General features: G+C 31.2%; 31 protein-coding genes. 4 read left to right on the top strand and 27 right to left on the bottom strand.

Annotated features, from left to right (window positions below):
• Positions 1-79: 79 nt before the first annotated feature.
• Positions 80-439: a YraN family protein gene (locus FYJ33_RS01615; RefSeq protein ID WP_277644449.1), complete on the top strand. Its 360-nt coding sequence runs from the start codon at positions 80-82 to the stop codon at positions 437-439.
• Positions 440-482: 43 nt separating this feature from the next.
• On the opposite strand, the gene FYJ33_RS01610 is transcribed toward FYJ33_RS01615, so the two are convergent.
• The 19 genes from FYJ33_RS01610 to pta form a co-directional block, all read right to left on the bottom strand.
• On the bottom strand, positions 483-1310 hold the full coding sequence (locus FYJ33_RS01610; RefSeq protein ID WP_154530015.1) for a ribonuclease HII: 828 nt from the start codon (positions 1308-1310) through the stop codon (positions 483-485).
• Between the two features lie 9 nt (positions 1311-1319).
• Positions 1320-2165, bottom strand: a complete 846-nt coding sequence (ylqF, locus tag FYJ33_RS01605) for a ribosome biogenesis GTPase YlqF (protein WP_154530014.1) — start codon at positions 2163-2165, stop codon at positions 1320-1322.
• 64 nt (positions 2166-2229) lie between these two features.
• The gene (gene rplS, locus FYJ33_RS01600; RefSeq protein WP_154530013.1) at positions 2230-2577 is read right to left on the bottom strand and encodes a 50S ribosomal protein L19; all 348 of its coding nucleotides are present in this window, start codon (positions 2575-2577) and stop codon (positions 2230-2232) included.
• 116 nt (positions 2578-2693) lie between these two features.
• Complete coding sequence (gene trmD, locus FYJ33_RS01595) at positions 2694-3401, bottom strand: tRNA (guanosine(37)-N1)-methyltransferase TrmD (RefSeq protein WP_154530012.1); 708 nt, start codon at positions 3399-3401, stop codon at positions 2694-2696.
• Positions 3391-3891: a ribosome maturation factor RimM gene (rimM, locus tag FYJ33_RS01590; RefSeq protein ID WP_154530011.1), complete on the bottom strand. Its 501-nt coding sequence runs from the start codon at positions 3889-3891 to the stop codon at positions 3391-3393. Before rimM ends, trmD begins: the two co-directional genes overlap by 11 nt.
• A 58-nt stretch (positions 3892-3949) precedes the next feature.
• A complete protein-coding gene (locus FYJ33_RS01585) occupies positions 3950-4177 on the bottom strand; it encodes a KH domain-containing protein (protein ID WP_154530010.1) in 228 nt (75 codons plus the stop codon).
• A gap of 49 nt (positions 4178-4226) precedes the next feature.
• A complete protein-coding gene (gene rpsP / locus FYJ33_RS01580; RefSeq protein ID WP_154530009.1) occupies positions 4227-4475 on the bottom strand; it encodes a 30S ribosomal protein S16 in 249 nt (82 codons plus the stop codon).
• Between the two features lie 32 nt (positions 4476-4507).
• Positions 4508-5863: a signal recognition particle protein gene (gene ffh, locus FYJ33_RS01575; RefSeq protein WP_154530008.1), complete on the bottom strand. Its 1356-nt coding sequence runs from the start codon at positions 5861-5863 to the stop codon at positions 4508-4510.
• Between the two features lie 17 nt (positions 5864-5880).
• Positions 5881-6225, bottom strand: a complete 345-nt coding sequence (locus FYJ33_RS01570; RefSeq protein WP_154530007.1) for a putative DNA-binding protein — start codon at positions 6223-6225, stop codon at positions 5881-5883.
• Positions 6226-6304: 79 nt separating this feature from the next.
• Positions 6305-7210 carry a signal recognition particle-docking protein FtsY gene (gene ftsY, locus FYJ33_RS01565; RefSeq protein ID WP_154530006.1) on the bottom strand — a complete coding sequence of 302 codons (906 nt, stop codon included), beginning with the start codon at positions 7208-7210 and terminating at the stop codon, positions 6305-6307.
• A gap of 22 nt (positions 7211-7232) precedes the next feature.
• On the bottom strand, positions 7233-10790 hold the full coding sequence (smc, locus tag FYJ33_RS01560; protein WP_154530005.1) for a chromosome segregation protein SMC: 3558 nt from the start codon (positions 10788-10790) through the stop codon (positions 7233-7235).
• A gap of 251 nt (positions 10791-11041) precedes the next feature.
• The gene (locus FYJ33_RS01555; protein WP_154530004.1) at positions 11042-12079 is read right to left on the bottom strand and encodes an elongator complex protein 3; all 1038 of its coding nucleotides are present in this window, start codon (positions 12077-12079) and stop codon (positions 11042-11044) included.
• Positions 12072-12770, bottom strand: coding sequence for a ribonuclease III (gene rnc / locus FYJ33_RS01550; RefSeq protein ID WP_154530003.1), 699 nt, complete (start codon positions 12768-12770; stop codon positions 12072-12074). The genes FYJ33_RS01555 and rnc overlap by 8 nt, the downstream gene beginning before the upstream one ends.
• A 101-nt stretch (positions 12771-12871) precedes the next feature.
• Positions 12872-13102, bottom strand: a complete 231-nt coding sequence (gene acpP, locus FYJ33_RS01545) for an acyl carrier protein (protein WP_154530002.1) — start codon at positions 13100-13102, stop codon at positions 12872-12874.
• An 80-nt stretch (positions 13103-13182) separates the two neighbouring features.
• On the bottom strand, positions 13183-14178 hold the full coding sequence (plsX, locus tag FYJ33_RS01540) for a phosphate acyltransferase PlsX (RefSeq protein WP_154530001.1): 996 nt from the start codon (positions 14176-14178) through the stop codon (positions 13183-13185).
• Between the two features lie 58 nt (positions 14179-14236).
• The gene (gene rpmF / locus FYJ33_RS01535) at positions 14237-14416 is read right to left on the bottom strand and encodes a 50S ribosomal protein L32 (RefSeq protein ID WP_154530000.1); all 180 of its coding nucleotides are present in this window, start codon (positions 14414-14416) and stop codon (positions 14237-14239) included.
• Between the two features lie 12 nt (positions 14417-14428).
• A complete protein-coding gene (locus tag FYJ33_RS16585; protein ID WP_154529999.1) occupies positions 14429-14956 on the bottom strand; it encodes a YceD family protein in 528 nt (175 codons plus the stop codon).
• A gap of 78 nt (positions 14957-15034) precedes the next feature.
• Positions 15035-16228 carry an acetate/propionate family kinase gene (locus tag FYJ33_RS01525; RefSeq protein WP_154529998.1) on the bottom strand — a complete coding sequence of 398 codons (1194 nt, stop codon included), beginning with the start codon at positions 16226-16228 and terminating at the stop codon, positions 15035-15037.
• A gap of 2 nt (positions 16229-16230) precedes the next feature.
• Positions 16231-17247 carry a phosphate acetyltransferase gene (pta, locus tag FYJ33_RS01520; protein WP_154529997.1) on the bottom strand — a complete coding sequence of 339 codons (1017 nt, stop codon included), beginning with the start codon at positions 17245-17247 and terminating at the stop codon, positions 16231-16233.
• A gap of 273 nt (positions 17248-17520) precedes the next feature.
• On the opposite strand from pta, the gene FYJ33_RS01515 reads away from it, so the two are divergent.
• Entirely contained in the window at positions 17521-18735 is a 1215-nt protein-coding gene (locus FYJ33_RS01515) for a nucleotidyltransferase (protein WP_154529996.1), read from the top strand.
• Positions 18736-18799: 64 nt separating this feature from the next.
• Positions 18800-19951 (top strand): sporulation integral membrane protein YlbJ, encoded by a 1152-nt coding sequence (ylbJ, locus tag FYJ33_RS01510; RefSeq protein WP_154529995.1) that lies wholly within the window; start codon positions 18800-18802, stop codon positions 19949-19951.
• Here the strand turns inward: ylbJ and FYJ33_RS01505 are convergent.
• Genes FYJ33_RS01505 through FYJ33_RS01480 form a run of 6 tightly spaced genes read right to left on the bottom strand, consistent with a single transcriptional unit; the run spans position 19934 to position 25635 of the window.
• Positions 19934-20476, bottom strand: a complete 543-nt coding sequence (locus FYJ33_RS01505) for an ATPase (RefSeq protein ID WP_154529994.1) — start codon at positions 20474-20476, stop codon at positions 19934-19936. The two genes, ylbJ and FYJ33_RS01505, sit on opposite strands and share 18 nt — an antisense overlap.
• The gene (gene coaD, locus FYJ33_RS01500; protein WP_154529993.1) at positions 20469-20966 is read right to left on the bottom strand and encodes a pantetheine-phosphate adenylyltransferase; all 498 of its coding nucleotides are present in this window, start codon (positions 20964-20966) and stop codon (positions 20469-20471) included. The genes FYJ33_RS01505 and coaD overlap by 8 nt, the downstream gene beginning before the upstream one ends.
• Position 20967: 1 nt before the next feature.
• Complete coding sequence (gene rsmD / locus FYJ33_RS01495; RefSeq protein WP_154529992.1) at positions 20968-21525, bottom strand: 16S rRNA (guanine(966)-N(2))-methyltransferase RsmD; 558 nt, start codon at positions 21523-21525, stop codon at positions 20968-20970.
• A gap of 27 nt (positions 21526-21552) precedes the next feature.
• Complete coding sequence (gene recG, locus FYJ33_RS01490; protein ID WP_154529991.1) at positions 21553-23586, bottom strand: ATP-dependent DNA helicase RecG; 2034 nt, start codon at positions 23584-23586, stop codon at positions 21553-21555.
• A gap of 47 nt (positions 23587-23633) precedes the next feature.
• Positions 23634-25274 carry a DAK2 domain-containing protein gene (locus FYJ33_RS01485; RefSeq protein WP_154529990.1) on the bottom strand — a complete coding sequence of 547 codons (1641 nt, stop codon included), beginning with the start codon at positions 25272-25274 and terminating at the stop codon, positions 23634-23636.
• Positions 25275-25287: 13 nt separating this feature from the next.
• Positions 25288-25635, bottom strand: coding sequence for an Asp23/Gls24 family envelope stress response protein (locus FYJ33_RS01480; RefSeq protein ID WP_154529989.1), 348 nt, complete (start codon positions 25633-25635; stop codon positions 25288-25290).
• 205 nt (positions 25636-25840) lie between these two features.
• Here FYJ33_RS01480 and rpmB point away from each other — a divergent pair, with 205 nt between their 5' ends.
• A complete protein-coding gene (rpmB, locus tag FYJ33_RS01475) occupies positions 25841-26032 on the top strand; it encodes a 50S ribosomal protein L28 (protein WP_154529988.1) in 192 nt (63 codons plus the stop codon).
• Positions 26033-26146: 114 nt separating this feature from the next.
• On the opposite strand, the gene spoVM is transcribed toward rpmB, so the two are convergent.
• Entirely contained in the window at positions 26147-26221 is a 75-nt protein-coding gene (spoVM, locus tag FYJ33_RS16940) for a stage V sporulation protein SpoVM (RefSeq protein WP_154530150.1), read from the bottom strand.
• Between the two features lie 81 nt (positions 26222-26302).
• Positions 26303-26932, bottom strand: coding sequence for a thiamine diphosphokinase (locus FYJ33_RS01465; RefSeq protein ID WP_154529987.1), 630 nt, complete (start codon positions 26930-26932; stop codon positions 26303-26305).
• Between the last annotated feature and the right edge of the window lies 1 nt (position 26933).

Genomic DNA, 26933 nt, shown 5'->3' with positions numbered 1-26933 from the left:
TAACACCTCCTAATAGGATTATTGACCATATTATGAATAATATAACATAAAAAGATGCATAATATTAATGGTGATTTATGTGAAAAAATATAACAAAGATATAGGTAATTACGGTGAAATAATCGCAAAAAATTTTCTAATAAGGCACCATTATAAGATACTATGTTGTAATTATAGATGCCCATTTGGAGAAATTGATATAATCTGTCTAAAAGACAATATCATAAGTTTTGTAGAGGTAAAATCAAGATGTTATTTAAAATTTGGCAATCCTTTTGATGCTATTACAAACAGCAAAAAGAACAGAATCAGAAATATATGTAGATGGTATATATCAAAGAACATGATTAAAAATTATAATTTTAGATTTGACGTCATCTCTATAATATTTTTAGACGATAATACTTACGATATTAAGTTTCTTGAAAATGCATTTTAATCAAACAGCCCTGCTTATATAAATTTCTAAGCAGGGCTGTTTTTTACTTCAATATATTTCGTAAAAATGATAATCTATGTATTTTACATGGTCCAAACTTTTTAATAGCATTAACGTGTTTAGATGTACCATATCCTACATTATCAACAAAATCGTAATTTGGATACTTTTCATCATATTCCTTCATTATATTATCTCTGAATACTTTAGCAATAATTGAAGCACATGCAATAGATGCACTTTTTGTATCACCTTTTATAACAGCTTCGTTGTAAATATCTAAATTACGTACAAGATATCCATCTGATAACACAACACTAGGAGTAACTTTTTTAAGTGTTTTAACCGAATTAAGGAAAACAAGATTATTGCAAACACCTATGCCTTTTTCATCTATTTCATTATGATCACATAACGAAATAGAATAATCTATTGCATTTCTCTTGATTATTTCGGCAAGTTCCTCACGCTTATGATCAGTTAACTTCTTAGAATCGTTAATTTCTAAAATAATATTTTCTAACGAATCAAGATCTAATACTACTGCTGCAGCCACTATTGGACCGGCCAAAGGACCTCTTCCTACTTCATCAACACCAGCTAGATACTCTCCTGGCTTTACACGCTGCTTATCAAATTCATATAACAATTTGACACGTTCAACTTCTTTATTGTACTTTTCCAGAGATTTTTCATACTTTATTCCGATAGAAATAACATTTTTCCTTTTGTCGGACTTAAGTACTTCAATTAATTCTTTAGCAGTCTCTATATTATCCTTATTAACTTCAAAATCAGATAATGCTTTTTTTATATCAGCAAATTTATGACTGCTTATGCTATTTCTTAAATCTTCTACAATATTATTCATATATATCTCCTATTCTGGCAGTTCAAGAGTAATATTTCCTATTTTCCCACCTCTGAATTCATCTAATAGAATTACTGAAATTCTATTGTAGTCAATTCTTCCACCAGACATTAAACAGCCTCTTTTTCTTGCAATATTATCAAGTGTTTCAAGTGGATCTTCGCTTATTTCATCAATTTTATATCTGCTTTTTAATAACTCTGGAGATACGCTAGAAAGTCTTTCTACAAGCTTATATGCAAGCTCTTCTGTATCCATTATTTCATCTTTTATAGCTCCTGTGAATGCTAAATTTAAAGCTACATCTTCATCCTCAAATTTAGGCCATAATATTCCCGGAGTATCTAAAAGTTCAATACCAATAGATGTCTTTATCCATTGTTTAGTTCTTGTTACACCTGGTCTGTCACCAGTTTTGGCTATATTATTTCTAGCCATCTTATTTATAAATGTAGATTTTCCTACGTTAGGGATACCAACAACCATAACTCTTGTTACTATATTAACTAATCCCTTAGCTTTTAGCCTCTCATGCTTTTCTTTAAGAAGATCAAGTAAAATTGGTTTAATAGAGTTAATACCAATACCATTAAGACTATTAATTTCAAGTACTCTTACATTTGACTTTGTAAGATGATTAATCCATTTTTTTGTGCTGGCTTTATCACTTAAATCAGACTTATTAAGCAGTATTAATCTAGGTTTATTTCCACAAAGACTATCAATTTCAGGATTAGCGCTAGACTTTGGTATTCTGGCATCTCTTATTTCAATTACAGCATCTACTAATGACAAGTTTTCCTTTATAGCTCTTTTCGTTTTAACCATATGTCCTGGGAACCAATTTATTGCCATAAAACCACTTCCTTTTTTAAATAATTTTATAAAAAAAGGGACTATTAAAGTCCCTTTAATGTTGCTATCTCATTAATTCTTTAACTTTAGCAGCCTTACCTACTCTGTCTCTTAAGTAGAATAATTTAGCTCTTCTAACTTTACCTTTTCTAACTACTTCTAATTTATCGATTATTGGTGAGTTAACTGGGAAAGTTCTTTCAACTCCTGTACCGTAAGCAACTCTTCTTACAGTAAATGTTTCTCTTATACCACCGTTTTGTCTCTTGATAACAGTTCCTTCAAACATCTGAACTCTTTCTCTATTACCTTCTTTAATCTTTACGAATACTTTAACAGTATCTCCAACGTTAAATTGTGGTAAATCAGTTCTGATTTGTTCTTGTTCAATTGCTCTTAATATTTCGTTCATGTGTATTCCCTCCTAAATCTTATTGATGTTCATAACAAATACATGAAAGCGGAACATCACCTTAAATAACACAGATTATATTCTAACATAAAATATATCAATATGCAAACAATCTTTTAATCTTTCAGAAGCTTTCTATCTTCCTTAGTAAGCTCATATTTTTCAAATAAATCTGGTCTTTTCTGCTTTGTAATCATAAGAGACTGTTTCTTTCTCCAAAGCCTTATCTTTTCATGATTTCCAGAAAGCAGAATTGCTGGTACAGCTTTATCGTTATAAACAGGAGGCCTTGTATACTGAGGATATTCTAAAAGACCATTGGAGAAAGATTCTTCTTCAAAGCTTTCATTTTTATTTAATACTCCAGGAATAAGTCTGCAAACGCTGTCTATTATTGGTATTGCAGCCATCTCACCACCTGTCAGTATGAAATCACCAATTGAATATTCCTCATCAATATATTCATAAGCTCTTTCATCAATACCTTCATAGTGACCACATATGAATATTAATTCTTGCTCCTTCGCTAATTTTTTAGCACATTGATGATTGAATTTCTTGCCTCTAGGCCCTAAGAAAATAACTTTACCTTTATTATTCTTTTTTACATGCGTAATAGTATCTATTATAGGCTGAGGAGCCATAACCATACCAGCACCACCACCATAAGGATAATCATCAACTTTTTTATGCTTATCTAAAGTATAATCTCTTATATTTATAGCCGTTATCTCTAATATACCTTTTTCCTTTGCTCTACCTATAATACTGTGATTGAAAATATCAAACATACCTGGAAAAAGTGTTAAAATATCAATCTTCATCCTGCCACTCTCCTGACGGTCTTATTGTAATAACACCCTCATCAACATTAATATCTGTAACAATTTCTTTCAAAACAGGAATTAATATTTCCTTTTTACCTTTAACCCAGTATACATCATTATTTTTTGTCTGTATAACATCAAAGACCTTGCCATACTCAAACTCATCAGTATCTATTACTCTACATCCTATAATGTCAGATATAAAATAAGTATCATCAGGAAGTTCAACAACATCCTTACGTTCTATTTCAATATATTTATTTCTAATCTTTGCAGTCTCTTCTATTGAATCAATACCTTCTAGCTTCAATATAACTCTATCTTTCTGATACTTACGATTTTCGATTATGTAGTTCTTGCCACCAATGCTGACTTCATTTAAATCATCAAATCTCTTCATATCATCAGTTAAAGGAAGTACTTTTACTTCTCCTCTAACTCCATGAGTATTAACTATTTTTCCGATATTGAATATCTCTTTTTTCATGCTCAGACCACCTTTCATAAAATATGTAGAAAAAGAGCTAGGAAAAACCTAACTCTTTTTAAATGATTTCTACTACAACTCTTTTGTTTTCCTTTAAGGCAGCAGCTTTGACAACTGTTCTAATAGCGTTAGCTATTCTACCCTGTTTGCCAATCACTTTACCCATATCATCTGGTGATACATTTAATTTTTCGATTAAAGTATCACCTTCAGTTTCTTCTGTTACATTAACAGATGATGGATTATCAACAAGTGCCCTTGCTATAATTTCAACTAATTCCTTCATAGCCTTCTGCACCTAGAAACCTAGAGCAGAAATCACCTCCCAAGTAAAATTACTTGTTTATACCTGCTTTAACGAATAACTTCTTAACAACTTCAGTTGGTTGAGCTCCGTTAGAAAGCCATTTTTCAGCCTTTTCAGCATCAATCTTAACTTCAGCTTCTGGCTTTGCAATTGGATTGTAATATCCTAATTCATCGATGAATCTACCATCTCTTGGACTTCTTGAGTCCGCAACTATTACTCTGTAGAAAGGAGCTTTCTTAGCACCCATTCTTCTTAGTCTTATCTTAACTGCCATATTAATTCACCTCCTTTTTAGAATTAAAAAATTTATTTCATAAATGGCAATTTGCCAAATAATCCTTTTTTAGCATTCTTCTGAAGACCTTTAATCATCTTCATATTTTTTCTCATCCCTTCAAAGCCTTTAACAAGTCTGTTTACTTCTTGAATTGAAGTTCCAGAACCTTTTGCTATTCTCTTCTTTCTTGATGTAGAAGAATAAACAAGTGAAGGATTTTTTCTTTCCTTTGCTGTCATAGAATAAATTATTGACTTAGTTTTTTCAAGCTGTTTTTCACCTTCATCAAAATCTATGCCTTGAAGCTCCTTACTATTAGCACCAGGAATCATTTCCATTAATTTGCTAAGTGGTCCAAGCTTTTTCATTTGTTCCATTGCTGACAAATAATCATCAAAGTTCAAATCGTTGTTAAACATCTTGTCTGTAAGGTGCTTAGCTTCTTTTTCATCAATTGACTGCTGAGCTTTTTCAATAAGTGATAAAACATCACCCATTCCGAGTATTCTTGATGCCATTCTATCTGGATGGAACACTTCAAGATCACTCATTTTTTCACCCATACCAATAAACTTTATAGGCTTATTAGTAACCTGTCTTATTGATAATGCAGCTCCACCTCTTGTATCACCATCAAGTTTTGTTAAAACAACACCTGTAATATTAAGTTCCTTATCAAAAGTTTCAGCTACATTCACAGCATCCTGACCAGTCATAGAATCTACTACAAGAAGAATTTCAGAAGGATTAACTTCTTCCTTTATATCTTTAAGTTCTTCCATTAACGCTTCATCTATCTGAAGTCTACCAGCTGTATCTATGATTACAAAATTGAATCCATTTTCCTTTGCATGTTTAACACCAGCTTTAGCAATATTTACAGCACTTATCTTATTCCCCATTGTAAAAACAGGAATATCAATTTGCTTACCAACCACTTCAAGTTGTTTTATTGCAGCGGGCCTATATATATCACATGCAACTAATAATGGCTTTTTATTTTTCTTTCTCATACTTAGCGCAAGTTTACCACTCATTGTAGTTTTACCAGCACCTTGAAGTCCAGCCATCATTACAACAGTTACTCCACTATCAGAAAAATTAATCTTGCTTTCTGTTGTTCCCATTAAGTTTGTTAATTCTTCATTAACTATCTTTATTACCTGCTGACCAGGAGTAAGACTTTCAAGCACATTAGCACCTAAAGACTTTTCTTTCACATTATTAATGAATGATTTTACAACTTTATAGTTAACATCTGCTTCAAGAAGCGCAAGCTTAACTTCTCTCATGGCTTCTTTTAAGTCTTTTTCGTTAATTTTACCTTTACCTTTTAACTTTTTAAAAGTTTCCTGCAACTTGGTAGATAAGTTCTCAAAAGCCATGATAAACCTCCTATTAATCAGATATTTATAATTTCTTCAATACTCTTATTTATTTGTTCAATTAGTTCATTACTTAAATTATCTGTATTATTCTTTTTCAAGTTTTTAATGAAGTTTTCTTTCAGGCTTTCTCTTTTGAAATATTTTTCTTTCAACCTGAGCTTATCTTCATGACTTCTTAGTTGTTTATAACACCGCTTTATAGAGTCATGAATTGCCTGTCTGCTAGTATGATTTAATTCTGCAATTTCAGCCAGAGATAAATCGTCATTAAAATACATATTCATTATATTTAATTGTTTTTCAGTAAGCAATGGTGCATAAAAATCCATCAACTCTGAAATTTCAAATCTATCTTCCAAATAAATCACCAACTCACAGATAGTATAATATCAGATAATAATATAAGTGTCAAGTATTTTTACTTAACACTTATATTATTTAAAATAAGGCTTCCACATATGACTGAGCATCAAATTCCTGAAGGTCATCAATACCTTCTCCAACGCCTATATAACGTACCGGAATATTTAATGTATCCTTTATAGAAATTACTACTCCGCCTTTAGCTGTACCATCCAGTTTTGTTAATATAATACCATCTATTTTACATGCTTCCATAAACTGTTTAGCTTGAACAACTGCATTCTGTCCTGTTGTTCCATCAAGCACCAACAGAGTTTCGATTTCAGAATCATCGTATTCTCTTTTAATTACTCTGTCTATCTTTGATAGCTCATTCATCAGATTCTTTTTATTATGGAGTCTTCCTGCAGTGTCACATATCAAAAGATCTGCATTTCTAGATTTTGATGCCTGAACAGCATCAAATACTACTGCTGCTGGATCTGATCCCTCCTGATGCTTTATTAAATCTACACCTGCTCTGTTGCTCCATATTTCAAGCTGATCTATTGCAGCAGCTCTGAATGTATCTGCAGCAGCTAAGATTACTTTCTTTCCATCATTCTTGTTTTTTGAAGCTAGCTTACCAATTGATGTTGTCTTCCCAACACCGTTAACACCAATAATTAACATTACCTTTTTCTTATCATTACTTTCAGTTGTTCCATTTAATAGAATTTCTTTTATCACTTCTTTAAGACAAGGCTTAACATCAGCCGGATCTTTAATCTTATCATCCTTTATTTTCTTCTTAAGGTTGTCAATAATTTTCATTGTTGTATCCATGCCTATATCTGAAGTTATTAAGATTTCCTCAAGTTCTTCATACATATCCTCATCAATGGTTACAGATAAATTTAATACCTCAGTTATTTTGTCAGTAAATGTTTCTTTTGTCTTACTAAGACCACTTTTTAATTTGTCAAATAATCCTCCAAACATACAATCCTCCTACTAATAATTATTATTTATTTAAATCTACTGATACTACTTTAGAAATACCTTTTTCCTGCATAGTTACACCATACATTATATCAGCTGCTTCCATAGTACCTTTTCTGTGTGTTATTACAATAAATTGTACATTATCAGAAAATTGCTTTAAGAAATCAGCATATCTATCAACATTTGCATCATCAAGAGCTGCCTCTATTTCATCCAGTATACAGAAAGGTGTAGGCTTCATCTTTAAGATTGCAAAAACAAGAGCTATAGCTGAAAGAACTTTTTCACCACCTGACATAAGGTTAATATTTTGTACTTTTTTACCTGGAGGTTCAACATTTATTTCTATACTTGAAGTTAAAGCATCATCACTGGCAAGTTTTAATTCTGCACTTCCGCCCTTAAATAATTCTCTAAATGTTTCATTGAAGTACTTATTTAAAATTTTAAAATTCTCAACAAAGATTTCCTTCATCTTTTCTGTAAGCTGTTCTATTACTGCAGTAAGTTCGTCCTTAGTTTTAGTAAGGTCTTCTCTCTGTTCAGACATAAAAGTATATTTCTCCATTAAGTCTTTATATTCTTCAATTGCAGCAACATTTACAGTACCTAAAACATGAATTTTCTTTTTCAAACTACTAATTATAGCAACAACTTTTTCGATGTCCACTGTTCTGTCAATAGTTTCAACTGCTTCAGCATATGTCATTTCATAGTCTTCGTTAAGCTGTACAAGAAGTGCTTTATTTTCTTGCTCTTTTCTAGCTTTATTTATATCTATTTTATGAATTTTCTCCTGGAGATTTTTCATTTCAAGGAACTTGGATTCCATTAAAGAGTTTTTATACTTATACTGCTCCTTAATTTTTTCCCTTTCAACTTCTCTACTGCTAAGCTTAAGTTCCATATCTTTTATGTCTTTAGATGCTGTTTCTATTTTCTTATTATTTTCTTCTATTTTTTCTTTCCATAAAGTTTTATTGTTAATATTTTTCTTCATTTCTTCATCAAATGTTATAATATTGTTTTTACTTTTTTCTATTTCATTAGTTAATCTAGTTAACTCTGCACTATAGCTGTTTACAAGTTCTTGAGCAGATGCTTTTTTTATCTTTTCATTTGTAAAACTTTCATTTAATTCATTAAGTTCATTGTAAAGACTTGTTCTCTTATCTTCTAAAATGGCAATAAGTTTATCATTATCTTCCGAACTCTTCTTTATATTTTTAAGTTCTTCTATTCTCTGTTCTTTAGCAGCTATCATATTTGAAATTTGTGCATTTGTTTCTTCAGTTTTCTTTGAACTTAAATTAAGTTCATTCTGAAGCTTAGCAGCTTCTCTACTTAAATTTGATATTTCATTATCTAGTCTACTAATATCTATAAGATTTACATTGATTTCTTCTTTACATTCAATAAAAGCTTCATCTTTTTCCTGTATTTCTTTTTTCAATTTAGATATTTCCTCAGACATAGATTTCAGCTTAATATCTATTTCTACTTCTTTTTTTTCAAGTTCTTCAATTTCTCGTTTTCTTGTAATAATGCTTGTATGTTTATTATATATAGAACCTCCTGTTAGTGCTCCACCTGGATTGACAATCTGTCCATCAATAGTAACTATCTTAAATGAATAGTTTAAAACCTTAGCAATCTTCAGTGCACATTCCATATTTGCAGAAACAAGAACCCTGCCTAATGTATAATCAATAGCATTATTGTATTTTTTATCTTTTTTTACAAGATCACTGGCAATACCAATAAATCCATCCATATTTAACACAGAAGATGCAATTTCAGCCCTTCTTCCCTTAATAATATTTAAAGGCAGAAAAGTAGCTCTTCCAAGTTTTTCGTTTTTTAACAGTGCAATAAGCTTCTGAGCAGTAACATCATTATCAGTGATAATATTCGATATTGCTCCGCCAAGAGCTATTTCGATTGCAAGTTCATATTTCTTTTCAACATTGATTACTTCTCCTAAAACCGCACAAGAATCGCTTTTAATATTGATATTATTATTATTTATATATTCAAAAAGATTTTTAACTGATTTATTATAACCTTCATATTGTTTTTCTAACCTTGATAAAACATCTTTATTCGCCTGAACACTGTTCTTCTCATTAGATAATCTTCTAAACTTTTCTTCGTTTCTTGTGATAGAAGAATTAATGACAGCCATATTTTTTTTAAGTTCTTTGACTTTATCCTCCAGTGTATCATTCTGCTTCTTCAACTCTTCTGATTGTTCTTTAAGTTTTAATTTTGTTGAATAATTAATACTAATTAAATTTTTAGAATTCTCTTCATTTAAACCTAGCTGCTGAGCAGAAGATTTTAAATTCTTTATTTGTTCTTCTTTTAAATTAATATCATTATTCTTATCTGAATATTCCTTTAATAATTCAATCTGCTTTTTCTTAGCTGAAGACTGTTCACTTTCACAACTGTTCACAGACTGGTTAATAATCTTAATCCTCTCATTGATTTCATTTACCTTTAATTCTATATGCTCAATATCAGCTTTCTTTATATTATAATCATTCTCAGATTTAATTTTTAGTTCATTAAGCTTTTGAATATCTTTAGCTGCTGTTTCTTTATCATACCTGCTTTTATTAATAATATCATCTATATTATTAAGTCTTTCATTTAAAACATTAATTTCAGCTTCTAGTGCAGATTTTTCTTCCTTGCACTTATAAAAATCTCTTCTCTGCTCTAAATCAGTAGAATCTAGTTCTTCAATCTTCTTGTTTATTTCTTCAATTGCATTTTTAGAATTCTCATATTCAGTTCTACAAGAAACTTCAGAATCAGTTAAAGATTTAAGTTCACTGTTTATTTTATTTATATCATCATTGAACTTTTCTATATTATTAATTAATAATGTTATTTCATTGCTCTTAAGTTCTTTCGATAATTTTATAAATTGATCAGCTTTCTCACTTTCTATCCTTAATGGTTCTATTCTATCTTCATATGTTGATAAAATATCATCAATTCTCACTAAGTTCTGATTTGTTGAATCAAGTTTTTTCTCTGATTCTTCCTTACGAGCCTTATATTTCACGATACCTGAAGCTTCTTCTAAAAGAGCTCTTCTATCTTCAGGCTTTCCATTAAGAATCGCATCTATCTTACCCTGCCCGATTAATGAGTAACCTTCTTTACCGATACCTGTATCCATGAACAGGCCTACTATATCTTTCAATCTACACTGTCTATTATTTATTAAGTATTCACTCTCACCTGAACGATAGATACGTCTTGTAACTACAACTTCACTATATTCTATAGGAAGTCCTCCATCACTATTGTCCAAGAATAACGATACCTGGGCAAGCCCAACAGGCTTTCTAAACTGAGTTCCAGCAAAAATAACATCATCCATTTTGCCTCCACGAAGAGTTCGTGCACTCTGTTCGCCAAGCACCCATCTTACAGCGTCCGATATATTACTTTTTCCACTTCCATTGGGTCCAACTACTGCTGTAATACCTTTTCTAAAATCAAGTTTAGTTTTATCAGCAAAAGACTTGAACCCCCTAATTTCTATTGACTTTAAAAACATTCACACCAATCCTAACTATATTATAAAAAAATGGTTGGTAATAATCCTGCAATTATCATTATTGCAAGTATAATCACTAATACCCTAATCATCTTTTCTCTTGTTTTCTTTTTCATCAAATCACTCCTGTTCTTTTCTTATTTTATAGTAAAAAATATAAAAGTTCAACAAGGATATATTGATTGAACAAAGCTATAATTGTTATAAAAATGCAGTGCGTTTTTATATATCTCAATACGCACTGCACTTAATTAACATTTTATATATTCAGTTTTATCAGCAGTCTTAACTGCAATAGTATTAGCTTTCATACTATTATCTATAGTGACAGACTTAAGACGCTTTCCCAATTTGTTCTTAACTTTACTAAAATATTTTTTCTTATCAGAATACAATTTCGATATTGTACGATTATTAACAGTCAACTCTATATCACCGTCATTTTCTGCTGCTATCCTCATGATACCATCATTTAATATTGAAGAATCAACAAGTTCTCTAAATGCAGGATGAAACGGCCCTGCTATGACATCTCCGTCAGTATTAATGTTTTCTGTAGGCTGAAGACCAATTCTTATAACATCAACATTATTATCACAATACATCTTATATATTATTTTTGAAATATGTATTGCTTCTTCTAATGTATATGGCTTATAAATACCCATTTCAAACATCTTTGCCATAGGTGTATCACGAATTACAAGGGCAGGATAAATTCTGCATATTTCCGGCTTCATTTCGATAGATTTTCTTACTGTATCTATATCCTTATCAAAAGTGTCTGCAGGAAGGCCTAACATTATCTGGTGCCCTAATGTGATACCATAACTTTTTATAAGTTCAGAAGCTTTTCTTACATCTTCTTCAGAATGGCCTCTGCCTGACATTTTAAGCACATCTTTATCCAAAGACTGTACTCCTAGCTCTATTATATCAACATCAAATCTTTTGAGATTTGAAAGAATGCCATCATCAATATAGTCAGGTCTTGTAGACATTCTAATCTTATCAATAAAACCTTTGTCTTTATATTCTTTAGCTACTGTAAGCAGTTCATTCTGCTTACTTACAGGAATTCCTGTAAATGTGCCCCCAAAGAATGATACTTCAATTGTACTTCCTAATCTTTTTATTGTTTCAAGATAACTATCAATTGTTTCTCTTACAAAAGATGCATCAACATTATCCTCACTAGCTGTAATCTTATCTTGATTACAGAATACACACTTATGAGGACAGCCTTCCTGAGGCACAAATATCGGTATAATATAATAATTTTTACTCATGATACTCATTTATAGCAATAAGCGCATTTTTAGCAGCGTTCTGCTCAGCTTCTTTCTTGCTATAACCTTCTCCTTGTCCTTTAATATTTCCATCCACTAAAACATTAGTATAGAACTTTCTTCTATGTGGTGGTCCTTCAAACTTTACAAGTTCGTATTCAATTTCAACTTCGCCATTTTTTTGAAGTATTTCCTGTAGTTTTGTCTTAAAATCTAAAACAATCATATTGTTTAATGCTTTTTCTATTATTTCAGAAAATTTATCAAGAATAAAATCGTTAGCTACCTTTATTCCCTTGTCTAAGTATATCGCTGCTATAACAGCTTCTACACTGTCAGCCTGAATAGAAGTTCTTTCTCTTCCACCAGTAAGTTCTTCTCCTTTGCTAAGTCTTATAAGCTCACCAAATCCTAATTTCTTAGAAACTTCTAAAAGAGAATTTTCACATACAATTAAAGATCTGTTACGAGTAAGCTCACCTTCACTCTTATCTTTATAATGATTGTATAAATATTGCGTAATGCTAAGCTGAAGCACAGCATCCCCTAAAAATTCTAGTCTTTCATTATATTCTACATTTTTAAATTGGTTTGCATAAGAGCTGTGCGTAAGTGCTGTTTCAAGCAGGTCCTTGTTATCAAAGACTATGCCTATCCTCTCTTCTGCCTTTTTAATATTTACTTTATACAAAACCTTCAACTCCTTAAGGTTTATTCTTCAATTTGCCATAAAGTAAATTCAAGAATAAACTTAATTCTAAAATAAAATCCCGCCCTAAGCGGGATATAACTCTATTCGCCTTTATGTTCCTTTATATATTCTACTACATCGCCAACAGTAACAAATTTTTCAGCATCTTCATCAGCTATTTCCATATCAAGTTCATCTTCTAAAGCCATAATAAGTTCAACTATATCTAATGAATCTGCATTTAAATCATCTATGAATGCTGTTTCCATTGTAATTTCATCTTCATTTACACTTAGTTTATCAGCTATGATAGCTCTAATTTTCTCAAACATTTTATGTCACCTCCAAAAATCACTAATTTAATTAGATAATATTATATATTTACAATATAGTCAATATAGGTCATATATTATTAATCACAATTTTCAAATTCTTCTTTAATTTTTTGTATTGTATTATTTTCTTTAAGAGTAACTGCCTGTCTGATAGCATTTTTAAATGCCTTCATATCAGAACTTCCATGTGCTTTAACGCATATGCCATCAACACCAAGGAAAGGTGCACCACCATATTCCTTATAATCAAATCTCTTTTTCATACCTTTAACTGCAGGTTTAATCATTAAACCTCCAATCATTCCTCGCTTTGTAGACATAATCTCTTCTTTCAAAGTTGATAGCAACGTAGATGCAACACCTTCATACATCTTTAAAACAGTGTTTCCTACAAATCCATCACAGACTAAAACCTGTACATCTCCATTTGGAATATCTCTTGGCTCAACATTCCCACAGAAATTTGCTTCATTTTCTTTTAGAAGTACATATGCAGTTTTAGTAAGTTCATTACCTTTAGCTTCTTCTTCACCAATATTTATCAAACCAACTTTAGGATTTTTTTCGTTTAAGATAGTTTCGCAGTATACTTTTCCCATCTTACCAAATTGTAAAAGATAATTAGGTTTACAATCTACGTTAGCTCCAGAATCAATAACCATAAATGGTCCATTCTTTCCTGGCATGATAGGTCCAAGTGCTGGTCTTTCGATTCCCTTTATTCTACCTACAATAAGCGTACATCCGGCTAAAAATGCTCCTGTACTGCCTGCCGAAATTACAGCATCATATTCTTTGTTCTTAACCAGGTTTAGTGCAACAACTAATGAAGAGTCTTTTTTTCTTCTAAGAGCTTTCACAGGATGCTCATTAGTAGATATAACTTCAGTAGTATTTAAAACTTTTATCCTTGATTTATCAAAATCATATTTACTAAGTTCTTCATTTATTTTATCTTCAGGTCCTGTTAAGCAAATCTCAAGATCATTATATATTTTTAGGGCTTCAACGCTACCTGCTACTGGGGCCATAGGTGCGTTATCTCCTCCCATTCCATCAATTACTATTCTCATATTTTTACTCCCTTTTATTTTTATATATAAAAATAAAAGAAAGTCATAAGACTTTCTTTTATTCTGCAGAAGCAACTACTTCTTTACCGTTATAATATCCACAGTTCTTGCATACTCTGTGCGCAAGTTTTTCTTCATGACATTGTGGGCATTCTACTATTCCAGGCATGCTAACCTTAGAATTCTGAGCTCTTCTAGCATCTCTTCTAGCTTTACTACTTTTTCTTGCTTGTGGCATTGTTACACCTCCTTAATTTCCAAATAGATCTTTCAACTTCAACATTCTGATATCAATATCATCCTTGTTACAGTCACAAGTACTTCTATTTAGATTAGTTCCACAGTGTTGACAAAGACCTTTACAGTTTTCACTGCAAAGCTTCTTAATTGGTAATGCTGACAATATACTATCGACAACAATTTCAGTGATATCTATTTTACCACCATCAAGAGGAATGATTTCTTCATCCTCTATAGATCTATTATTTGTAAACTTCTCATGCATATCAATATCAACTAAATGCATGTAAGTTTCAAGGCATCTTGAACATGTCAATTTAAGGTTAGCCTTAACATTAACATTTAAAGAAATAATATCATCTACTATAGATGCAGTTCCATTAACCTTAACAGGTCCCTCAAAAATAATATTATCACCATCAAAGACAACATCTTCAAGATTTTCGATTAAAAACTCAATATGTTTTTCATGTTTTGTTTTATTAATAATATCTGTAAAATCTAAAATCATAAACTTATGCTTAATATTATTAAGCACTCCACACTCCTTGACATATTATTTCTTATAACAACAATAACAATTATATAAAGTCACAATTTAAAAGTCAAGATTTTTTTATTTTGACAATATCTCTAAAGTTTCCTCGGCTATCATTAACTCTTCATTAGTAGGTATTGCGAATATTTTAACTTTTGAATCATCAGCACTTACCTCTGCTAAAACTCCTCTTACTTTATCCTTTACAAGATCAATCTTAATCCCAAGACATTCAAGTCCTTCACAGATTCCTTCTCTTGTTTCATAAGCATTTTCTCCTATTCCAGCAGTAAATACAAGACAATCAAGTCCACCCATTATGGCAAAATATGCTCCAATATATTTTTTAATTGAATAATAATATACATCTAAGGAAAGCTGTGCTTGATGATTTCCTTCTGCCGCAGCAGCTCTTATATCTCTAAAATCACTACTAATTCCACTTAATCCTAAGATTCCAGATTTTTTGTTAAGAAGTTCATTAACTTCTTCTGCAGTATAACCAAGTTCTTCAATTAAATAAGTTACAATTGCGGGATCAAGGTTTCCTGATCTTGTGCCCATTATTATACCTTCAAGTGGTGTGAATCCCATAGATGTATCTACTGATTTACCATTCTTTATAGCACTTACACTGCCACCATTACCAAGATGACAAGTAATAATCTTTAAGTCTTTAATATTCTTATGCATGCATTCAGCTGCAATTTTTGATACATACTTATGTGATGTTCCGTGGAAACCATATCTTCTTATATGATCTTTTTGATATAGCTCGTAAGGTATTCCATAAAGAAATGCTTTTTCTGGCATTGTCTGATGAAATGCTGTGTCAAATACTGCAACCATAGGTGTATTAGGCATAAACTGCTTACAAGCTTTTATTCCTATAATATTGGGTGGATTGTGAAGCGGTGCGAGTTTTACACACTCATTAAGATATTTCATAACATCATCATCAATAAGCACAGAATTTGAATACCTTTCTCCTCCATGAACAACTCTATGTCCTACTGCTCCAATTTCATCCATTGACTTTATAACACCATGCTCCTTATCAATAAGCGCTTCAAGAACTATTTTCATAGCATCGTCATGATTCTTCATAACCGGACTAGCTACATACTTTTCTCGTCCTTCGACTTTTTGTGTTAAAGCGCCATCTATACCTATTCTTTCGGCTAAACCTACAGCAAGGGCTTGTTTGCTTTCCATATTAATAAGCTGATACTTTAGTGAAGAACTTCCACAATTAATAACCAATATATTCATTGTCAATACCTCCTATATTCTTTTTTTATTATTGCTTGTACTGATGTAATTGCCACAACATTAACTATATCTTCTATACTACACCCCCTTGATAAATCGTTAATCGGTTTTGCAAATCCCTGGCAGATAGGACCTATTGCTTCTGCATTTGCAAATCTTTGAACTAATTTATAGCCAATATTTCCTGACTGCAAGTCTGGAAATACAAGAACATTTGCTTTTCCTGCTACTTTACTTCCTGGTGCTTTTAAGTCTGCCACATTTTGAACTATAGCAGCATCAAGCTGTAATTCTCCCTCTATATCAAGATCAGGTCTTAATTCATGTGCTTTTTCAGTGGCACTTCTAACCTTATCAACAAATTCATGATCTGCGCTACCCTTTGTTGAGAATGAAAGCATTGCAACCTTTGGATCTAAATTACATAATTCCTTAGCTGTATCTGCTGTAGCAATAGCTATTGCAGCAAGCTGATCTGAATTTGGATTTGGATTAACAGCACAGTCTGAAAATAAAAGCATTCCCTCTTCACCATACTTGCTTCCTGGAACCTGCATAATAAAGAAGCTTGAAACAACTGATACTCCAGGTGCTGTCTTAATTATCTGAAGCCCTGGTCTTAATAAATCTCCCGTTGTATGTATAGCTCCTGAAACCATACCTTCTGCATCATCTAGTTTAACCATCATAGTTCCAAAATATAATGGATCCTTTACAATTATTTCAGCCTTTTCTCTAGTCATTCCCTTCTTTTTTCTCAATTCATAAAATTCATCTATATACTTATTTAAGTTATCAGATTCTATGGGATTTATTATATCAATACCAGTAAGGTCTACCCCTAATTCCTGTGACTTTGACTTTATTTTCTGTTTATCTCCAATCATTATAATTGTTGCTATTCCTTCATCATGAATCTTCTTAGCAGCAATTATATTTCTTTCTTCTTCTCCTTCAGGCAAAACAATTCTTTGCTTATTCTGCTTCGCAACTTCATAGATTTTATCCATTATCTTCATTATAAAGTTCTCCTTTCATTCCTTACAGCAAATAAAACGCTTACATAATATACTATACTACTTGCATTGCTATCAGTTCAAGATAAAAAATCAAAAAGAGGTTTCAGTATTTTTGCAAAAAACATAACTATTTTAATTATATATATTAATTTATTTAAATATCATTAAAATTTGATATAATAATAGCTATATTATAAAAAGTTTAATAAATAGATTCTAAAAAGAGACTCAAATCATGATACTATAGAATCAGATATTATAAAGGAGATAACAATGAAAATTACAGGTATTATTACAGAGTATAATCCATTTCACAATGGACATCTGTTTCATCTAAATAGTATAAAAAATCAACTGGAATCTGATGCCGTTGTCTGCGTAATGAGTGGTAATTTCGTACAGAGGGGTTTACCCGCAGTACTTGATAAATGGTCAAGAGCAAAGATGGCTTTATTAAACGGCGTTGACCTTGTAATTGAACTGCCTTCAGTTTATGCAGTATCATCAGCAGAATTTTTCAGCTTTGGAGCTGTATCTATTCTTAATTCTACAGGCGTAATTGACAACATTTGTTTTGGAAGCGAAAGTGGAAATATAAACACTTTAAATTCAATTGCCCACATACTTGTTAATGAAAGCTCCGAATTTAAAGAACAACTAAGAGCCAACCTTAAAGAAGGATTATCATTTCCTAAAGCAAGAGAGAAAGCTTTATACGATTTATTAAAAAACGATAAAAATGCAGAAGATATAATAAGCTACATAACATCACCAAACAATATACTTGGCATTGAGTACTGCAAGAGCTTGAAAGTTATAAATAGCAGCATTAAGCCATGCACAATAAAAAGAACAGGATCAGGCTATAATGACAGTAAAGCATTAACAAGTCTTGCAAGTGCAACTTCTATAAGGAATTTGATTAAAGAAGACAGATATGAAAAATGCATATCTTTGATGCCAGAAGCATCTTACAATGTGTTAGAACAGTCTTTATCAGCTGGCATACAAATACCTGATGTAGAGGATATGTTTAAGTATATAAAATATAAGCTTCTTTCAGATAGCAGCCTTATTAGCAGGATTCCTGATATATCAGAAGGACTGGACTATAAGATATTAAACGAGATAAGAAAAGCTTCCTCATATAATGAACTGCTTTTTAATATCAAGAGTAAGCGTTATACACTGACAAGAGTTTCAAGAATACTCTGCCAGATTTATCTTGGTTTTGAGAATTACGATATTATGTCTTTAAGAAAGACATCACCAAAATATATACGAGTTTTAGGTTTCAATGAAACAGGGCAGAAGATACTTAAGATGATTAAGGAAAAGTCTAACTGCACTCTAATAACTAAAATGCCTAAAAATGATATTGATCCAATGCTGCAGATTGATATAAACTCTACCAATTTATATTCACTTCTTACAAACAGCATCAAATATGGTTCAGATTATTTAAAAAAACCTGTTATTGTAAAATAATAATAATATTTTTACAACTAAAAAAATATAAATACTATATATTAAATTCCAAGGGGGCTGATTCATGTATAGTATTATTTTTTTGTCTGCATTAATAATTCTACTATTAATAATCTTATTTAAACAATTAAAAATCACTAAAAATGCAGTAATCACAACGTTGTTATCATTGATAATATTATATTTCATAATAACTCCGCAAAGCTGTATGAAATATGCAATAGAAGGCGCCAAGTTATTTCTAAGTGCTATTTTCCCGACAATATTTCCATTCATGGTTATCTGTAATATTTTAATTGCTTATGGCGGCATAGAGATATATTCAAAAATATTAGGTCCTGTATTATGCAGACCCTTAGGGATTTCAAAAAACTCAACATTTGCAATTGTAGCAAGTGTATTCTGTGGCTATCCTATAGGTGCAAAATATAGTTCAGAATTATATGAAAAAGGTTATATTGATAAGGATGAATTTCAGAGGCTACTAAACATAGCATCAAATTCTGGTCCAATCTTTACTATAGGTGCACTTGGTGCCACAATGCTTGGAAACAAATATTTAGGTATGATCATAATGTTAAGCTGCTATGTATCAGCATTTATTATAGGGGTACTAACAAGAAAAGAGATATTAGACAAGTCACAAGTTCCTAATACAGATGATAATAAATATAGAACATTTGGTAATATTTTAAAAGATGCAGTTACAGATGGAATAACCGGTATTCTGCTTATAGGAGGATATGTAATAATATTTTCAATAATTATGAGTATAATAAAATATAACGTATTAACAAACATGATAGTATCTAATCTTTCAGTTCACTTCAAAAACACTGAAAATATATATGGAACTATTATAGGTATGCTGGATTTAACAAATGGTTGTAACATAATCAGCGCATCAACTATGTCTTTGCCTATAAAAGTTTGTATAATAAGCTTCTTATGTTCCTTTGGAAGCTTATCAGTAGTTGCACAGGTAAACGCATTTTTATACAAATACAACATCAACCTAAAAAAATATATTATATTAAAACTTCTTCAAGGTGTTCTAGCTGCTATTATATCATTAACTTTATTTCTTATATTACCAATAAAAGCTGCTACATTTAGCTCCTCTTCATACATAATAACATATATAAGTATGGAGACTATTGCATTTATTTTAATAGCAGCTTTAGTGATAATATACAATTTATTTCATGTCTCTTAATTCTTTAACATTAGATCTTATTGTGCTGGATGTTTTGTTCATGTCTTCAGTAAACTTTGAAGCCATCTCTTCCACATCCAGTTTTATTTTTTCTAATGCTGTGTTTGTTGTTTCATTGATTTCTCTTTCAAGTTGAGACAACACTTCATCAGCATAATCTCTAGCACCAAGTCTCATTTCTTTTGCTTCCCTTTGAGCAAGTGAAAGAATATCTTGTGCTTTCAGCTGTGCTTCCTTTACAATATCATGATTTTCTATCTGCTTTTTCATCAAATCCATTGTCTGAGCCCTGATGTTCTCATTTTCTTTTTTAGCTTCAGATAAAATTCTATCTTTCTCACTCATTACCCACTGAGCCTTTTTAAATTCATCAGGAAGGTAATTTGTAATTTGTTCAATGATTTCAATAATTTCTTTTTTATCAACAATAACTTTGCCTGTTATAGGAACTTTAGCGGCATCTTCTATTATATCTTGAAGATATTCTAAAAGTTCAATTATATTAGCCTTATCAGCACTACACATGCTTAACATCTCCCTCCTGTATTTTTTCTACAACTATAGACTTTATGCTCTCGGGCACAAGTCCATCAATACATCCCCCAAATTTAGCCACCTGCTTTACAGCAGATGAACTTAGAAATGAATATTCTGCATTAGTCATCATGAAAAATGTTTCTATTTCAGAATTAAGATTTTTATTCATTAATGCCATCTGAAACTCATATTCAAAATCAGACATCGCTCTCAAACCTTTTAAGATTACATTTGAGTGTTTCTCTTTCATAAAATCTACAAGCAATCCTCTAAAACACTCTACTTCTACATTATCTAGATACATAGTTGCTTTCTTAATAAGATTTACTCGTTCAGCGTAATCAAACAAACCATTTTTATCAACATTAACAAGAACAGCTACTATAAGCTTGTCAAAAATCTTAGCGCCTCTTTCAATTATATCCAAATGTCCTTTTGTAATGGGATCAAAACTACCTGGATAAACAGCTATTTTCATTTTAATCCTCCTTTAATTTATAAAAACAGACAGTAGTAAGGCCGTACTTTCTCTTATCAGTAAGAACTATATTTTCAGTTCCATAGTAAATATCTTCTCTACTATCAATTTTAGTTACTATTATACCATCTTTTTTCAAAAGTTTCTTTTCATCTACAATTTCAACTGCTCTTGGAATAAGATTTTTCATATATGGCGGGTCAACAAAGATTATATCAAAAACTTTTCCTAATTTCCATACATATTCCAAAGCTGCATAAGCATCCATATTTAATGGTGTGCAGAAATCATCGAATTTTAGGTTTTCAACATTCTGTTTTAATATAGGGAAAGTCACTGGACTCTTATCAACAAGATAACATTCTTTAGCTCCTCTACTTGCAGCCTCAAGAGCCAAACTTCCTGTACCTGAAAACACATCAATAACAGTAGCATCAGGTACATACATCTGTATAATATTAAACATAGCTTCCTTTACTCTGTCTAAAGTAGGTCTTGTTTCATTTGTTGCTGGTGATAAAATCTTTCTTCCTCTTGCTTTTCCTGCAATTATTCTCATACTATATTTCCTCCTGATAGTTGTAATTTAATTAAAGCATATGAATCTGCTACTCTTTACCAAGCTTTTCTCCAGACTCATACATAATTTTTTTATTTCTTCAGCTTCACTACTTAAAAGCACTCCGGCTTCCTTAAATGCAGCTTTTAATATATCAATATCCTCTATAAAATCTGCCAGAAGCAGTCCACTATCTCCATGCTGCCTAAAGCCAAACATTTCACCGGTACCTCTAAGTTTGAAGTCCTGTTCAGATATATAAAAACCATCTGTACTTTCAGTCATTATTTCCATACGTCTTTGTGTAGTCTTTGATTTAATATTAGCTATAAGAAAACAGTATGACTGATATTTACCTCTGCCGACTCTTCCTCTAAGCTGATGTAACTGTGCAAGACCGAATCTTTCTGAATTTTCAATAACCATACATGATGCATTAGGAACATTAACTCCAACTTCGATAACTGTAGTAGAAATAAGCACATCAATTTCCTTATTTTTAAACCTTGTAATTATTTCATCTTTTTCTTTAGGCTTTAACTTTCCATGCATTATTTCAACTTTAAAATTGCTTAATATTCCCTGAGACAATTCATTATATAAACTTTCCACAGAATTAAGCTTTTTATCAGTATCTTCTTCAATTAACGGACAAACTATGTAAGCCTGTCTTCCACCCTGAAGTTCACTGTGCACTTTTTTATAAGCATCATCTCGAGACTGCTCTCTAAAATACTCAGTTATTATTCGCTTTCTTCCTGGCGGCAATTCATCTATTATTGATATATCAAGATCTGAATAAAGATACAACGCCAGCGTTCTTGGAATCGGAGTTGCTGTCATAACAAGAACATCAGCCTTATTATTACTGCTTGTTATCCTGTTACGCTGCTGCACACCAAACCTATGCTGTTCATCTGTAACAGCCATACCAAGCTTTCCAAATACAACATCCTCCTGAATAACCGCATGTGTACCCACTACAATTACAGGCATATCTAGCCTAATTTTTTCTTTGATGCGTTTTTTTTCTTTTGCACTGGTACTACCAGTAAGAAGTTCAATATCCACATCAAATGGAGACAAAATTTTCTTGACTTCTTCGTAATGCTGCATCGCAAGTATTTCAGTCGGTGCCATCATAACAGATTGATAACCATTTTTATAAACATTAAACATGGCAATAATCGCAACAATGGTTTTACCGCTTCCAACATCACCCTGAACAAGTCGGTTCATAGGCACATGCTTTTTCTCATCAATTAATATTTCCCTTACAACTTTACTTTGTGCCTTTGTAAGTGTAAACGGCAGCTTTTCCTTAAGCAGAGCTAGTTCATCACTAATCTTAAATGCTATTCCAGAATTATTATGCTTAAATTTATCTTTTAATATAAGAAGCTTCATTGAATAATTAAATAGTTCCTGAAACTTCAATCTCTGTATTGATCTCTGAAGAGATACTTTTGAGCTTGGAAAATGTATTTCCTTAATGGCATCTTCAAGACTGCACAAATTATACTTTTTAAGAATTTTAGCAGGAAGATTTTCTTCAATAGAAATCTCATTAAATACATTATTTATAATTTTTGATATAGACTTACTTGTCAAATCTCCCTTTAAAGGGTAAATAGGCACGATATTTCTGGTAACACATTCTTTATTAACAATCTGAGGATTAATAACTTCAATTCTGTTTCCTATCCTTTTAAACTTTCCCAAAAGATTATATGTTTCATTATCCTTAAATGACTTGACAACATATGGACTATTAAACCATTTTCCTACAACTGTAACATCATTATATGTAAAAATAATCTGCGATAATAACTTTCTGGTATTAGTTCTATAAGTTTTGCCAATACCACAGACTCTACAGGTAAGAATTATTTTTTCATTTTCATCGATACTTTCAATGCTCATATTATCTTCAATATAATCATAATCCCTTGGAAAATATAAAAGCAAATCTAGCGCATTAAATATACCGCATTTATTTAGTTTTTCTTCAAACTTGGGTCCCACACCCTTTATAAATTTAACATCATCATATAGATTCATAATTTTTCTCCATTAATTTAAAGAAAAAAGCGACTAAGTCGCTTTTTTTACTCTACTGACAATATGAAATAGTATAATGGTTGTTTTCCAGCATAACACTGAACATCTAAATCCTCATACTTTTCTTCTATAGTCTTAGTGAATTCATTAACTTCATTTTCATCACAGTCTTCACCATAGAATATAGTGATAAGTTCACTGTCTTCGTCAACCATATCTTCTATAAGCTGTAATGCAACACTAAATTTATCTTTTCCTACATGTTTAATCTTGTTTTCTTCTAGCCCTAAGATATCATCAGCTTTTATTTCTATGCCATTTATTTCTGTATCTCTTACAGCGTAAGTTACTGATGACGATTTAACCATTTCAATAGAACTATTTAGGTTTTCTAAATTTTCATCGATTCCAGCTTCAGGATTAAACATTGTTACACATGTTACTCCCTGAGGAATTGACTTAGTTGGAATTACATGCACATCTTTATCTGAAATTTCAGCAGCCTGATTTGCAGCCATAATAATGTTTTTATTATTAGGTAATATAAATATATGTTTAGCATTTAATTTTTCTATACATTTCACTATATCTTCTGTACTAGGATTCATAGTCTGACCACCTTCAATTACGTAATCAACACCTAAATCTTCAAAGATATTCTTTATACCTTCACCCATTGCAACTGAAATAAATGAGTATTCTTTTTCTTCCATAGCTGGAGCTGTTTCTTCTTCACCATTTTCAGTAAGAAGTTCTCTATGCTCTTCTCTCATGTTATCAATCTTGATTTTAGAAAGTTCTCCAAGTTTAACTGCTTTAGAAAGAACTGCTCCAGGATCGTTTGTATGGATATGAACCTTTATTACATCAATTTCTTCATCTCCAACTACAATCATAGAATCACCTAAGTCTTGTATTTCAGCTTTAAACTGAAGTGCTCTAGATGCATCACCAAGAATTATAAATTCTGTACAATATCCAAATTTAATTTCGTGGCTTTCAACTGAATTAGCAGCTGAAACAGTATCACCATTTGAAGCAAAGTCCTTAATTGAAGCATTAATACCGTCTTTTAATGCTTCATGCATACCTTGAAAGATAATTAGAAGTCCCATACCACCTGAATCTACAACTTTAGCCTGCTTTAATGCTGGTAACATATCTGGTGTCTTATCAAGCATTATCTTGCTTTGCTTACATACATAATCAAGAAGCTCAACCATATCTACATTACTATTTTTTTCAATTATTTCAAGCGCAGCATCTGAAGCAGCTCTAATAATTGTCAGAATGGTACCTTCAGTTGGTCTCATTACAGCCTTATATGCTGAATTACATCCTTCCTTAAGTGCAGATGCAAAATCTGATACATCTGCAGTATCCTTTCCTGATAATCCTTTAGAAATACCTCTGAAAATTTGTGACAAAATAACTCCAGAGTTTCCTCTCGCTCCCATCAAAGCACCCTTAGCTAATGTTTTTGATACTTCAGCGATAGATTCATCTTTTTTCTTTTCAACTTCTTTAGCCGCTGACTTAAAAGTCATTGACATATTTGTTCCTGTATCACCATCTGGCACTGGGAATACATTCAATGCGTTAACGAAATCGCTCTTTTCTTCTAATTTATTACTTCCATGTATGACCATGTTGTAAAAATCTACGCCATTAATTTTAGTACAATTCATTTATTTTTGCCTCCTAAACTCTTACAGCTTGCACGTTAACAGTAATGGAAGATACCTTTAACCCTGTATAGTTTTCTACATTATATCTTACTTTTTGGATTATATTATTTGCAATTACTGATATTTTTGTTCCGTACTCTATCATTACATATAAATCTATATTTAACTTATTGTTATCTATTGATATTTTAACGCCCTTGCTTAGGTTTTCAATCTTCATAAGTTCCCATAGACCTTCTGTTGCATTTTTAGAAACCATTCCTACAACTCCATAACATTCCATTGTTGATAAACCAACAATCTTTCCTAGTACTTCTTCTGAATAAGTTATTTGGCCATGTTCATTTTCAAATCCAACCATATCGAAGTCCTCCTTGATAATTATATATATTAATATATTATAATATTACTATTCATTATTCAAGTTTATTATCAAAACTTATACCTGAAATAGAAAATATACCTTACTAAATCTAAAAAATATACTTGCATATATTTATATATTTATGATAAAATATTATCTGTCCTATTGAAGAGTTTATCTCTCAGACAAGGAGGTGTTTTCAATGTCAAGAAAGTGCGAAATATGCAATAAAGGTGTTATTTCAGGAGTACAATTCAGCCACTCTCACCGTCAATCAAAGAGAAAGTGGGCTCCAAACATAAAAAGAATAAAGGCAATCGTTAACGGTACACCAAAAACTGTTCACGTTTGTACAAGATGCTTACGTTCAGGTAAGATTGAAAGAGCTCTATAAAAAATGCAGTGTTACTGCATTTTTTACTTATATAGAATATTTCTATTTTAAGTATAAAAAGTCATGCACGATTAACTTCATGCATGACTTTTTTTATTGCACAATCTATGTACACTAGTTTTTCTTGCGCAAAAACAACTTTATAATGTTTGATAAAAACTTTGGGACTTTAATTGCAACAATTCTCATAATTAATCACCTCGTAAACCTATAATAAAATTTTTTCTATTATAATTATATTCAGCAATCTCTTATAAATTCCAAATAATTTTAATCTCTAGAATAAAAAACTATTAGAATCCCGCTATCGAAATTCACCTCTACAGGTTTATCTAAAAATTCATTTGAAATAGTAATTCCATCACCCATCTTTAAATCATAATTATTAAGTGTATATTTAGCATTTACTATGGATAAATTTCTAACACAATCACTAAATGACTGCAGCGAAAAATACTTATAGTCAGATTTGTTTAATACTGTAGATTTGTTTATCATAAAAATCTTGTTATTTTCATCAATAATGTTGCACTTTACACCCTTTTCCAATGCAAATTTAAGAAGACCTATATTTGCAAAGAGATGATCTAATCTATTTCCAGTAGCACCCAAAAATAGAATTTTATCGGCACCGCACTCAATTGCCTTCTCTATTGCAATCGCACTGTCAGTTTCATCTTTATGGCTTGGAAACTTAATTTTCTCTATATTCTTGAAATAATCTAGTATATTTTTATCAACTGAATCAAAATCGCCCATTATTATGTCAGGTATTATATTATACTTATAAAATACTTCTAATCCTTTATCAGCAGCTATTGAGATATCACTTCTTTTTACAGCATCGATAAAAGTTTTCTTTCCTGGTTTTGCTCCCCCTGCAACTACAACACATTTCATG

Origin of the sequence: Inconstantimicrobium porci (assembly GCF_009696465.1) — a bacterium.
Lineage (GTDB): Bacteria > Bacillota > Clostridia > Clostridiales > Clostridiaceae > Inconstantimicrobium > Inconstantimicrobium porci.
This window is presented reverse-complemented; position numbering and strand designations above follow the sequence as displayed.